This is a genomic window from Paenibacillus lignilyticus, from assembly GCF_017942085.1.
Classification (GTDB): Bacteria; Bacillota; Bacilli; order Paenibacillales; family Paenibacillaceae; genus Paenibacillus_Z; species Paenibacillus_Z lignilyticus.
In genome coordinates, this window is sequence record NZ_JAGKSP010000009.1 from 198,360 (window position 1) to 211,601 (window position 13,242).

Below are 13,242 nucleotides of genomic sequence, written 5' to 3' on the forward strand. Positions count from 1 at the left end.
TCACCTCTCTACACTTTCCAGGACGTAAGCCTCGATAATGTCTCCCTCTTTAAGGTCGTTCATCTTCTCGAGCGTTATGCCGCACTCATAGCCTTGCGCCACTTCTTTTGCATCATCCTTGAACCGTTTAAGCGATTCGATTTCGGTTTCCAAAACTACGATACCGGCACGGATTAAGCGAGCTTTCGCGCTGCGTGTGATTTTTCCGGAAGTAACCATACAGCCTGCAATTACGCCGACCTTAGTCACTTTGAAAATATTACGCACTTCGGCCTGGCCCATAATAACTTCCTTGAAGATTGGATCCAGCATCCCTTTCATGGCATGCTCAATTTCGTCAATCACGTTATAGATAATGCTGTGCAGACGAATATCGACTTTCTCCTGCTCCGCCGTTGCAAGAGCCTGCGGCTCCGGACGAACGTTAAAGCCGATCACGATAGCGCTTGATGCTGCTGCCAAGTTGATATCGGATTCCGTGATCGCGCCTGCACCGCTATGGATGATTTTAACGCGTACGCCTTCGATATCGATCTTAGCAAGAGATCCTTTAAGCGCCTCAGAGGAACCTTGAACGTCAGCTTTGATGATTACGTTCAGATCCTTGATCTCGCCTTCTTTAATATGATTGTACAAATCTTCAAGCGTTACTCTCGAATTTGCACCCAGCTCGGATTGACGCTGCTTAATCGCACGACGTTCCGCAATGGCACGTGCTTTACGCTCGTCTTCGAATACAAGGAACGGATCCCCGGCTTGCGGAACTTCCGTCAGACCGGTAATCTCGATCGGTGTGCTTGGGCCCGCTTCTTTGAGACGACGGCCTTTGTCATTCACCATGGCGCGAACGCGGCCGAAGCAGTTACCTGCAACGAATGCATCGCCGATCTTAAGTGTACCGTGTTGAACCAGAATACGCGCAACCGGACCTTTACCTTTATCCAGCTCGGCTTCGATTACAGTACCGCGAGCACGTTTGTTAGGGTTTGCTTTATAGTCATTCATTTCAGCTACAAGCAAGATCATTTCAAGCAGCTCTTCGAGGTTCGTGCGTTGTTTCGCAGACACGTTTACGAAGATTGTATCGCCGCCCCACTCTTCCGGAACGAGTGCATATTCAGTCAAGCTTTGTTTGATTTTATCAACGTCAGCGCCCGGCTTATCGATTTTGTTAACGGCAACGATAATCGGAACGCCTGCTGCTTTCGCATGGTTGATTGCTTCAACCGTTTGAGGCATAACGCCGTCATCCGCTGCTACAACGATAATGGTAATATCCGTTACTTGAGCACCACGTGCACGCATGAGCGTAAACGCTTCGTGACCCGGTGTATCGAGGAACGTAATTTTCTTATTGTTGATTTCAACTTGATAAGCACCGATATGCTGCGTGATACCGCCGGCTTCACCGGAAGTGACGCTAGTATGTCTGATCGCATCAAGAAGCGTTGTTTTACCATGATCGACGTGACCCATGATCGTTACAACCGGTGGACGATTCTCGAGTGTATCCTCTTCGTCCTTCTCTTCCAATGTCTCAAACGCATCCTCTTCAACAGGGATCTTCACTTCAACCTCAACGCCGTATTCAGTCGCGATCAATTGAACGGTATCCAGATCCACCTCTTGGTTAATGGTAGCCATTACACCAAGCATGATGAGCTTCTTGATAACCTCGGAAGCATCCTTATGCAGCAATTTAGCCAATTCGCCAACCGTTACTTCGCCGCGAACGATAATCTTCTTAGGCGTGTTGTCGATTTTCTCTTTGCGTTCTTGCTGTTGACCTTTACCACGGTTGTTCTTACCGCCGCGGTTGTTTTTGAAATTGCCGGTACGGGAATCATCGAAACGTTTATTCGCACCGAAGTTGTTGTTGGCTGCCTTCGGATTATTTCTTTTCTTTGCATGATCATCGGAACTTGTGCTGCGTGACTCGAATGTACGAGCGGGCGCACTGTTGCGACTAGGTGCTTGACTTGCTTGATCCGGACGCGGAGTCGAAGGACGGAATCCGCCGCCTTGACCGCCTTGCGACGAGCCTTGGCCTGATGGACGGTTGCCTTGATAGCCGCCGCCGCCGGCGCCTTGACCTTGCGGACGGTTGCCTTGGTAGCCGCCCTGTCCTTGCGGACGTTGACCTTGGCCGCCTTGCGACGAACCCTGTCCTTGCGGACGTTGACCCTGACCGCCTTGCGACGAGCCTTGGCCTTGTGGACGATTACCTTGATAACCGGTGCCTTGACCTGCTGGACGGTTGCCTTGATAGCCGCCGCCTTGGCCTTGCGGACGATTGCCTTGACCGCCTTGACCTTGCGGACGGTTGCCTTGGTAGCCGCCTTGACCTTGCGGACGATTGCCTTGATAGCCGCCTTGACCTTGCGGACGCGGATTTGAGCTCGAGCTGCCTTGCGGTTGGCCTGATGTAGGCTGTTGAGTGGAGGTCGTCGGTGTCGTGCTCGCTGTTACGCCTGTTGCCGGTGTTTGCGTGCTTGCCGGATTTGGCGCCGCGTTCGCAGTCTGAGCTGCGTTCGTGCTAGGTGCTTGCGTATTAGTTGTATTCATATTCCCCTGCTGTTCCTGAGTATTTTTGTTGACCTGTCCATGTCCTTGCGCTGGAGCATTCGTGCTTGATTGAGCCTTGCGTTCAGGCTGACCCTGCGGTTGCTGGCGATTAGACGACTGAGCTGCTGCAGAGACGGTCGCGCTCTCCTGGGCGCGTTTCGCTGCTGCGTTAGCTTTAATATCGCGGAAGAAGCCTTCCACCTTCGAAACCATTTCATTTTCCATAACGCTCATATGATTGTTTACGGGCAGATTGAGTCGCTTTAGGATCGTGATGATTTCCTTGCTGCTCATATTTAAGTTTTTCGCGTATTCGTAGACGCGTAATTTATCTTTGTCTTGTTGTTTAGTCAATATACTCCACCTCCGAAGGTTCAATTAAGCTCTGTGCAATGCTTTTGGAAAAGCCCGAGTCGGTTACACCAATGAGAACTCGCTCTGACTTGCCGATTGCTTCCCCAAGCGTAATGCGATCGAATGCTTCTACCAGTTTGACATTGTAAGAGGTACATTTGTCCCGAAACTTCTTCTTCGTATTATCTGATGCATCACCGGCAACTATGACAAGTTTCGCTTTTCCCTGCTGAACGGCTTTCAGTACGGTTTCGTCTCCGGTAACGAGCTTACCGGCCCGCATCGCCATGCCCAGCGTGTTAAGCGATTTATGCTTCGTCTTCGTCATCGATCTCATCCTTATTCGCGTTAAACGTGTCCTCAACGGCGATAAAATCTTGCTCGAGCTGATCATAGATTTCGATGCCAACGGTTTGTTTCAAGGCCCGATCCAGCGCTCTGCTCTTCTTGGCTAGCTTAAAGCAAGCAACTTTCCCGCAAAGATAAGCGCCGCGACCTGCTTTCTTCCCCGTCAAATCGATCAGAACCGATTCATCAGGCGTACGAACGACGCGGATCAGCTCTTTCTTCGCCTTCATCTCTTGGCAAGCTACACATTTACGCAGTGGAATTTTTCTAGGTCTCACCGTTCATCCCCCCCTGAACATCAGCTCTTAGTCGATGGAGACGGAATCCTGATGCATCGTGCTCATCGGCGACTTTGGACGACCGAATTCTTGCTCCGCCTGCGTTTCGCTCTTAATATCAATCTTCCAACCCGTCAGCTTCGCAGCCAAACGAGCATTCTGACCTTTGATCCCGATTGCCAGCGACAGCTGATAATCCGGAACGATCACGCGTGCCATCTTCTCTTGCTCGTACACGATTACCTCGATAACTTTAGAAGGGCTAAGCGCATTCGCAACATATTCTTCAACGTTCTCGGACCAACGTACGATGTCGATTTTCTCGCCTTTGAGCTCCGTAACGATGGTTTGTACGCGCATCCCCTTCTGACCTACGCATGATCCAACCGGATCTACTTCGGCATTGCGGGAATAAACAGCGATCTTGGAGCGGAAACCCGCTTCACGTGCGACAGAACGAATCTCAACAACGCCATCGTAAATCTCAGGCACTTCGAGTTCGAAAAGGCGTTTCAGCAAGCCCGGGTGCGTACGGGAAAGGAAGATTTGCGGTCCTTTCGTCGTGTTCTCCACTTTCGTGATGAACGATTTCACGCGGTCTCCATGCTTGAATTTGTCCGTTGGCATCAATTCCGTCAGCGGCAGCACCGCTTCTACTTTGCCAAGGTCGATAAACAGGTTGCGCACGTCTTGACGCTGCACGATACCATTCACAATGTCTTCCTCTTTATCAATGAAGGCATTGTAAATGAGGCCGCGTTCTGCTTCACGGATACGCTGCGTAACGACTTGCTTCGCGGTTTGTGCCGCAATCCGGCCAAAATCACGAGGCGTTACTTCGATTTCCGCGATATCATCAAGCTGATAGTGCGGGTTGATCTCACGGGAAGCTTCGACCGAGATCTCAAGCCGCGGATCCAGTACATCCTCCACTACGGCTTTGCGTGCATACACTTTAATGACTCCGGTAAACCGGTTAATATCAACGCGTACATTTTGGGCGGTATTAAAATTGCGTTTGTAGCTCGATATCAGGGCTGCTTCAATGGCTTCCAGCAAGATATCCTTGCTGATCCCCTTCTCTCTTTCGATTTCCGTCAGTGCTTCAATAAATTCCATGCTCATTGGAAATGAGTTCCCCCTTTCAACTAGTTCCCTAACGTTATAATCATGCCGTTGTCTTCTTCTTAGAAGACGATGGCTAAACGGGCGCTTGCAACTTTCGCATACGGCAAGGTGTGTTTCTTCTTACCGATTTCAATGACGATCTCTTCCCCATCAAAAGAAAGAAGCTTGCCTTCGAATTCTTTCAAGCCGCCAATCGGCTCATAGGTCGTCGCAAACACATGCTTGCCGACCGCTTTCTTAACATCTTCGGGCTTCTTAAGCGGACGTTCCGCACCCGGTGAGGATACTTCGAGAAAATAAGCGTCAGATACCGGGTCATTCTCATCCAGTTTCTCGCTCAAATATTCGCTAATCCGGCCGCATTCATCGATATCTATGTTGCCTTCTTTGTCCACGTAGACACGAAGAAACCAGTTGCTTCCTTCTTTCACATACTCTACGTCAACGAGTTCAAATCCATTTTCATCGAGGAACGGTCTAACCATTTCTTCGACAGCGGTTTTGATTGTGGATGTGCTCAAAAACAATGTACCTCCCACTGCAGCGGTGCGCCACAACATAGGCGGCGTACGGTCAGTTTAATTTTTCAGCTGAAATGCACCTGTTGCAGACCTGCTTATGTCCCATCGTATATGTAAAAAGGTGCAGACAAAACGTAAAGAGTGGGTTTCCCCACTCTTCTGCGAAAAGGTCGTATCATCAGCATTACCAGAAAGATTATAACATAACCATGATGTGGTGACAATACGGCGCCGGAGAGTGCGCTCATGGTGGGTCGCTATATTTGAGTTTCGACTGCCGCCGCTGTTGAACTCGGAATGCACGATTTGTCGGCTTCGCGCTGGCATCCCGACTTCACAGGCGGCACGTAAACTCTCCGATTGCCCCTCGGATTGAGCTACTTTCCCTCGCTTACCTGCGCTTAAGGCGAAGCCAAAGTTGCCCGGGGTTCTCCGGCAGCTTCGGGTGGCACCCATAGTCCTATAACTACCATAAACTCCAGAAGAAAAATGGCGCTGGAAGGTGCGCTCGCCGTGGTTCGCTCCATTCGCAGTGCGCCTGCGGCCGCTGTCGGGATGCTCCCCCGCGTAAATACAGGCTTTAATAAAACGTTGATTTTTCGCTCTTAACTGCTGCATAAGAACCTAAATCAGCCATTTTGCCGTGTATATCGATGCTGACAGCCGTTAGAATTTCTAGAGTTATACCTTTCATGAATTAGGCAAGCTGGCAACCGTTAAAGTTCGGACTAAATCGAATCAAAATGGAAAGCGACCGAACATCATGAAGAAGAGAAGATTGAGCCTAAAACTAACCGATAAATACAAAGAAACCCGACGTTATCATAAACGTTGGGTTTCTCTGCATTCTATGTTCACAGCGGTGAGACTCAACCTAGAACAACGACAACTGATTCGACTCCGGCAAGCCCCTGAAGCAGCCCATTGTCGTCAGTACTTCGACGATGGTTTTGGTTGCTTTGGACTTTTGCTGGAAATCTTCGATCGAGAGGAACTCACCGAAATCGCGAGCTCCTGCGATGTTCTTCGCAGCGTTCTCGCCGATTCCGCTGATCGCGCCGAACGGCGGAATGATCGAGTTGCCGTCGATAATGAATCGAGTAGCTTCCGAACGATAAAGATCTACCGGCTTGAATGAGAAACCGCGTGCAGTCATCTCAAGCGCCATCTCGAGCAACGAAACGCTGTTTTTCTCTTTCGGCGTGGCGTTGAAGCCTTTTGCTTCAATTTCGACCAGCTTCTTAGCGATAGCTTCATAGCCTTTGCAAAGCAGCTCTAAGTCAAAGTCCTCGGCGCGAATAGAGAAGTAAGTCGCATAATACGCAATAGGATGATACAGCTTGAAGTATGCTGTCCGAACGGCCGAAATAACGTAAGCAGCCGCATGGGCTTTCGGGAACATGTACTCGATTTTCAGACAGGAATCAATATACCATTGCGGCACTTTGCAGCGTTTCATTTCATCGATCCACTCTGCGGTCAGACCTTTACCTTTACGAACGCTCTCGGTAATTTTGAAGGCGAGACCTGCATCCATACCTGCTTTATAAATTAAGAAAAGCATAATATCATCACGACAACCGATAACGGTCTTGATCGTACACGTACGGTTCTTAATCAGCTCTTGCGCGTTACCTAGCCATACCCCTGTTCCATGAGACAAACCTGAAATTTGAAGCAAATCGGCAAAGGTCGCCGGTTTCGTCTCTTCAAGCATCTGGCGTACGAACTTGGTTCCCATCTCGGGCACGCCGTAAGTCGCGACTGAAGAACGGATCTTATCCGGCGTGACGCCAAGGGCATCTGTTGAACTGAACATACTCATCACTTTCGGATCGTTCATCGGAATCGTAGTCGGATCAATTCCGGTGAGATCCTGCAGCATACGCATCATGGTCGGATCGTCGTGCCCCAGAATATCGAGCTTCAAGAGGTTATCCTCGAAAGCATGATAGTCAAAATGGGTCGTTTTCCACTCGGCATTCTGGTCATCGGCGGGGTACTGCACCGGCGTTACATCCTCAACCTCGATGTAGTCCGGCACTACGACGATACCACCGGGATGCTGGCCCGTGCTTCGTTTCACACCGGTACAGCCGTTGGCGAGCCTCGCAAGCTCAGCACCGCGCCATTTTTTGCCGTAATCTTCTTCGTATTTCTTCGTATAGCCGTAAGCGGTTTTCTCCGCAACCGTACCGATTGTACCGGCACGGAATACGTTTTCCGCTCCGAACATCGTCTTCGTGAAGTTATGGGCTACCGCTTGATATTCACCGGAGAAGTTCAAATCGATATCGGGAACTTTATCCCCTTTAAAGCCTAGGAACGTCTCGAACGGGATATCCTGCCCTTCACCTTTGAGCGGTTTACCGCAGTTCGGACAAGCCTTATCCGGTAAATCGAATCCGCTCGGATAGCTGCCGTCAAGAAACCATTCACTAAACTTACAGGCTTCATCCAAGCAAGTGTAATGCGCAGGTAACGGATTTACTTCGGAGATCCCCAGGAAGGTTGCAACGATGGACGAACCTACGGAACCCCGTGATCCAACCAGGTACCCATCCTCATTGGACTTCTTCACAAGCTTCGCCGAAATGAGATAGTTGGCTGCGAAACCGGCTTTCGTAATCGGAACAAGCTCTCTCTCCAGACGTTGAACGACGACATCCGGAAGCGGTTCGCCATAGAGTTTACGAGCAGTGTCATAACACGTATTACGCATTTCGTCATCGGCGCCTTCGATAATCGGAACGAACAATTTCGGCGGGAACATATCAAAAGGTTCAAATCGTTCCGCAAGCTCTGACGTATTCTTGACTACAACCTCATAAGCGCGGGCTTCACCGAGAAAAGCGAACTCCTCCAGCATTTCTTTCGTCGTGCGGAAATGAGCATCCGGCTTGCGGATATCTTTCAGCGGACTGAAGCCTGTTATGCCATGGATTGTAATGTCGCGGAACAACTTGTCCCGTTGAAGCAAGTAGTGCACGTTGCCTGTTGCAATGACCGGCTTACCAAGCTTGTCGCCAATCTCGCATACGCGGCGTATGGCCTGTTCGATCTCAGCACGGCTTGCTACAAAACCTTTCTCAACAAGATGCATATAGAAGTCGATCGGCTGAATTTCCAGTACATCGTAGTAATGCGCGACTTCTTCCGCCTCTTCCATCGACTTGTTCATAACGGCTTCGAAGAACTCGCCTTTCTCGCAACCCGAGATTACCAGCAACCCTTCACGCAATTCGGTCAGTTTGCTCTTCGGAATCGTAGCGACGCGTTTAAAATGTTCCGTATGCGATTTTGAGATCAGCTTGAACAAATTTTTCTTCCCCGCACCGTTGAGCGCGTAGATGCAGCAGTGGAAAGGCCGCATGTTCGACAAGTCGAGCCCGACATAGTCATTCAGCATTTGTAATCCGGTTATGTTGCGAGCAGCTGCATCCCCGATCAATCCGAATAGTACGCCGCCGAGCGCAATGGAGTCATCGATCGCGCGGTGATGATTTTCGAGACTGATTTTATATTTATCCGAAAGGGTATTCAAACGATGATTCTTCATCGTCGGATGCAGGAATCGCGCAAATTCAAGAGTATCCAGAACGGGATTTTTCACTTCCGGAAGGCCATGAAGCTTACAAGCCGCTTGCAGGAACCCCATATCAAACCGAGCATTATGGGCAACCAGCACCGCATCGCCGATAAACGCAATAAACTCGTGAATCTTCGGACCCAGCTCCGGCGCGTCCTCAACCATTTCGTTCGTGATATTCGTCAACTGTTGAATGTTATAAGGAATGTTCTCATGCGGGTTAATGAACGTCGAGAACCGATCGATTTCTTTGCCTTCATGCATTTTGACGCCGGCAAGCTCAATGATTTTGTTGTTCACAACCGATAGTCCCGTCGTCTCCACGTCGAATACAACGTATACGGCAGACTGCATCGCTTCTTCGCGTGCATTCATTACCATCGGAATAGCGTCATTGACCACGTTCGCCTCTAAGCCGAACAACACTTTAATGCCATGTTTCTTAGCCGCTTTCGCCGCCTCCGGATAACATTGCACGTTTCCGTGGTCCGTAATGGCGATCGCCTTGTGCCCCCATTTGGCAGCCTGCTTAATGTAAGCATCAACCGGAGCAACAGCATCCATGGTACTCATCGTTGTATGCAAGTGAAACTCGACGCGTTTCTCTTCGGCATCGTCTTTCGTTTCCTTAGGCGCCACAACCTCATGCATGTCAGATGGCATCATGACTAGCTCGGGCTCCATCATGAACCGGTCGTACTCGACGCGTCCACGTGCTTTGATCCATTTGCCATTCGCGAGCTGCTTCAACACTTTGACATCGTCTTTTGTTTTCGCGAACATCTTCATCGCAATCGAGTCCGAAAAGTCCGTAACATTGAACGTGAATAAGGTGCTGCCATTACGAAGCTCTTTCTCTTCAAGGCCGAAGACCGCGCCTTGTACGGTGACCTTCTTCTCTTCTTCAATAATATTCATAATCGGCACAGGCGCATCTCGAATGTCATAACCGACAACAAGGCGAACTTCGCCTTCGTCCAGCGTCGGCTCTTCGGATACTGTCGTGCTCGTCATCATGGCTTGTATCACTTCGCGCTCTTCTTGCTCCCGCTTCTGCGCAAACTGCTCGTACACCTCTTGATTGGATTCAGCGACAATCATCTTCATACGGCAGGTTGTGGCAAATTGCTGCTTGAAGAAATCGATCGCCAGCTCGTCGATCTTTTTCTTCTTCGCCAGCTCAAGACCCATGTCGTCCATCAGATGAAGGGTGATTAGGTCGCCTTCTGCAATGATCTTCGATTTGCTGATCCAGCCGTTAACGGAAGGATTATTCTGCTGCAGCCATTCCACAAACGCCGGCCAATATTCTTGGATCAGTTCATCCTTCGGTACATCGCCGCTATATTGAAATTGAAACGAGATTTGAGCAATATGGGCATACTTCGAAACAACTGCACGGCAAAAAACACTAAAAGCCGGTAAAGGAACCATAGTCGTTTTGCCAATACAAAACGTCCATTCCCGGTTACTCCGGCTTACGATTACTTTCTCTATATACCCATCCGCAAAATACTCATCAACCATTTGCTGCGGCAGATCGGCCTGCTTCAAGAGCAGCTCGAACCGCTGACGCTTTCCCCCGGTTTGGTTCATATTGTCCTCCCCCAAGACGAAACGGCTGTCGCCGCTTTTCAGCGAATACAGCCGTTTATTCCTTTTTTACTCTTGTTGCTATTAATAAGCTCTGGCGAATACGACGGAATGCTCGGATTTCTCTCCACAAACGAGGCAAACTGTTTTGTGCTCTGCAGGCTCAAACGGAATGTTACGGCTCGTTGCACCCGTTTCTTCCTTCACTTGACGCTCACATGCATCTGATCCACACCAGCCGGCAAGCGCGAAACCGCGCTGTTCTTCGAAGAGAGCTTTCATCTCATCAAGCGTCTCCACCGAGTAGGTATGCTCCGTACGGAATTGCTTTGCACGCTCAAGCATATCATTATGAGTCTCAACCAGCATATGCTCAATTTCTTCCTTCAAATTGCTTTGCAGGACAACCCGCTTCTCACCGGTGATACGCGACACGAGAACAACTTGTCCGTTCTCCATATCACGTGGGCCAAGCTCAAGGCGGATAGGTACGCCGCGCATTTCATATTCATTGAATTTCCAGCCCGGACTTACATCGCTGCGGTCATCCACTTTCACGCGGATACCGGCTTTCTTCAGCTCAGCGAACAGCTCGTCCACCCGGCCAACCACTTGCTCACGCGTCTTCGGAGGGCCGATCGGAATCATGATGACTTGTGTCGGCGCTACTTTCGGAGGAAGCACAAGACCGCGATCGTCACCGTGAACCATAATCATCGCACCCAGAAGACGTGTCGATACACCCCATGAAGTGGTGTGAACAAATTGTTGTGTATTCTCGCGATCCAAATACTTAATATCGAACGCAACCGCGAATTTATTGCCAAGGTAATGGGACGTTCCTGCCTGAACGGCACGGCCGTCTTTCATCATCGCCTCAATGGAATACGTATCTACTGCGCCTGCGAAACGTTCCGATGGGGTCTTCTGCCCCATAATAACCGGAATAGCCAAGTAGTTCTCGCAGAAGTCGCGATAAATTTCGAGCATTTGGTTTGTTTCTTCACGCGCTTCCGTTTCGGTTTCATGCGCGGTATGGCCTTCCTGCCATAGAAACTCCGTTGTACGCAAGAATGGCAGCGTCCGTTTCTCCCAACGAACGACGTTTGCCCACTGATTGATCAGCACAGGCAGATCGCGGTAGGATTGAATCCATTTGGAGTACATATGGCCGATAATCGTTTCCGAAGTCGGACGAATCGCCAAACGTTCTTCAAGCTTCTCTCCGCCTGCTTCGGTTACCCAAGGCAGCTCTGGATTAAAGCCTTCCACGTGCTCCTTCTCTTTGAGGAAGAAGCTCTCCGGGATGAACATCGGGAAGTAAGCGTTACGGTGACCGGTTTCTTTGAACCTGCGATCGAGCTCATCCTTCATATGCTCCCAAATTTCAAAACCCTCTGGGCGGAATACGATACAACCGCGCACCGGGGAATAATCCATTAATTCCGCTTTCTTGATGACATCGATATACCACCGCGAGAAATCCTCGTTTTGCGGTGTGATTTCCGTTACGAATTGCTTATCCTTCGACATGACCGACTCAGTGCTCCCCTCGTACCAATCGCAATATATCATTATAAGTAACCGCCAGCATGAGCAGCATCAGCATTGCAAATCCGATGAAATGCACCATGCTTTCCCGATTCGGATCCACCGGACGGCCTCGTACAGCTTCAAATCCGAGGAAAACCAACCGGCTCCCATCGAGCGCCGGAATTGGCAGCAGGTTAAAGATACCTAAATACAGACTGAGAACCGCTACCCATGAAGTCAGCTGAACGATGCCTTCATCCGCGATTTGACTCGTCACTTGAGCAGTCCGTACCGGTCCGCCAAGATCCTCCATCTTGAAATCACCGAGAATCAGCTTCTTAAATCCATCGAAGATCATGATCGTCATGTTCTTCATCGCTTTGCCGGCATACGTGAATGTTTCGCCAAAAGTAACCGAACGTGTAGGTACAGCAGCAGATATGCCGAGTTTACCGACACCTGTAGTCGGGTCCTTCTTCGGTGTAATTTTGAAAGATATCGGCTTTCCGTCACGCAGTACGTTAAATACGAGCGGCACATCAACCGATTTACTGATCAGCTCGATCATCTTATTGGAATCTCCGCCGATCTTCTCTCCGTTCACCGAATCAATCACGTCGCCAACACGAAGATCCGTTTGGGATGCCGGCATTCCTTCCACTACGCTGCCAATTAACAAACGGTCCGGATTCTCCATCGGAACGCCGGCCATTTGGAAATAGAGACCAAACAATACGAAAGCTAAAACAAAGTTCATGACAGGACCCGCAACGATAGCAAGAGCCCGTTGACCTACTGTTTTACTCCCAAATTGGCGGTCGATCGGAGCGATCTGTGTTTCTTTTCCTTTACTGATCAGAAGCGCTTGCGGATGCACGTCGTAAGAATCCGTGATTCCGTCCGCACTCAGAGCAAGCTTCAATTTACGTTCGATATCGATGGTTTCGACTTCACCGCGGACAACATTGCTGCGATCGTCTAAGCGATCCAAGTAAATACGAGTAACCGTATTATCTTTAACCCGTACTGCAACGGTCTGCCCGGGATGAATCTCAATTAACTCCGGATCCTCACCGGCCATTCGGACAAAACCACCTGCTGGAACAAGCCGCAGCGTATATCTGGTTTCGCCGCGTTTAATGGAAAACAGCTTTGGACCGAATCCAATCGCAAACTCTCGAACCAATATTCCGGCACGCTTCGCAAAATAAAAATGACCCCACTCGTGAATGGTCACAATGACGAAGAAGACCATTACCGTCAAAAAGACGACTTGAATCGTATGCATCGTTCCCCTTGCCTCCTGTTCGTAACGGCCTGTACTTAGATTATC

Annotated in this window: 8 protein-coding genes; all 8 read right to left on the reverse strand. The window is 49.7% G+C overall.

Translation table 11 applies throughout. The features are described 5' to 3' along the window. The 8 genes from infB to rseP all read right to left on the reverse strand — a co-directional run bounded on the left by infB (position 1) and on the right by rseP (position 13,197). Positions 1 to 2,919: a translation initiation factor IF-2 gene (gene infB / locus I8J30_RS21030; protein ID WP_210661452.1), complete on the reverse strand. Its 2,919-nt coding sequence runs from the start codon at positions 2,917 to 2,919 to the stop codon at positions 1 to 3. After that, positions 2,912 to 3,247, reverse strand: coding sequence for a L7Ae/L30e/S12e/Gadd45 family ribosomal protein (locus tag I8J30_RS21035; protein ID WP_091218649.1), 336 nt, complete (start codon positions 3,245 to 3,247; stop codon positions 2,912 to 2,914). The genes infB and I8J30_RS21035 overlap by 8 nt, the downstream gene beginning before the upstream one ends. Beyond that, positions 3,228 to 3,545, reverse strand: a complete 318-nt coding sequence (gene rnpM / locus I8J30_RS21040; RefSeq protein ID WP_210661455.1) for an RNase P modulator RnpM — start codon at positions 3,543 to 3,545, stop codon at positions 3,228 to 3,230. The genes I8J30_RS21035 and rnpM overlap by 20 nt, the downstream gene beginning before the upstream one ends. Before the next feature lie 27 nt (positions 3,546 to 3,572). Beyond that, positions 3,573 to 4,670, reverse strand: a complete 1,098-nt coding sequence (gene nusA / locus I8J30_RS21045) for a transcription termination factor NusA (RefSeq protein ID WP_091218655.1) — start codon at positions 4,668 to 4,670, stop codon at positions 3,573 to 3,575. Between the two features lie 62 nt (positions 4,671 to 4,732). Next, positions 4,733 to 5,194: a ribosome maturation factor RimP gene (gene rimP, locus I8J30_RS21050; RefSeq protein ID WP_091218658.1), complete on the reverse strand. Its 462-nt coding sequence runs from the start codon at positions 5,192 to 5,194 to the stop codon at positions 4,733 to 4,735. An 874-nt stretch (positions 5,195 to 6,068) separates the two neighbouring features. After that, the gene (locus I8J30_RS21055) at positions 6,069 to 10,379 is read right to left on the reverse strand and encodes a PolC-type DNA polymerase III (RefSeq protein WP_210661456.1); all 4,311 of its coding nucleotides are present in this window, start codon (positions 10,377 to 10,379) and stop codon (positions 6,069 to 6,071) included. A gap of 81 nt (positions 10,380 to 10,460) precedes the next feature. Beyond that, positions 10,461 to 11,909 carry a proline--tRNA ligase gene (proS, locus tag I8J30_RS21060; protein ID WP_210661458.1) on the reverse strand — a complete coding sequence of 483 codons (1,449 nt, stop codon included), beginning with the start codon at positions 11,907 to 11,909 and terminating at the stop codon, positions 10,461 to 10,463. Between the two features lie 7 nt (positions 11,910 to 11,916). Next, positions 11,917 to 13,197, reverse strand: coding sequence for an RIP metalloprotease RseP (gene rseP / locus I8J30_RS21065; protein ID WP_091218666.1), 1,281 nt, complete (start codon positions 13,195 to 13,197; stop codon positions 11,917 to 11,919). Positions 13,198 to 13,242: the final 45 nt, after the last annotated feature.

What these genes read in the sequence shown, in the direction of transcription:
- I8J30_RS21055 (WP_210661456.1), bottom strand. Translation starts at nt 10,379, where the DNA reads ATGAACCAAACCGGGGGAAAGCGTCAGCGGTTCGAGCTGCTCTTGAAG.
- I8J30_RS21035 (WP_091218649.1), bottom strand. Translation starts at nt 3,247, where the DNA reads ATGACGAAGACGAAGCATAAATCGCTTAACACGCTGGGCATGGCGATG.
- proS (WP_210661458.1), bottom strand. Translation starts at nt 11,909, where the DNA reads ATGTCGAAGGATAAGCAATTCGTAACGGAAATCACACCGCAAAACGAG.
- rseP (WP_091218666.1), bottom strand. Translation starts at nt 13,197, where the DNA reads ATGCATACGATTCAAGTCGTCTTTTTGACGGTAATGGTCTTCTTCGTC.
- nusA (WP_091218655.1), bottom strand. Translation starts at nt 4,670, where the DNA reads ATGAGCATGGAATTTATTGAAGCACTGACGGAAATCGAAAGAGAGAAG.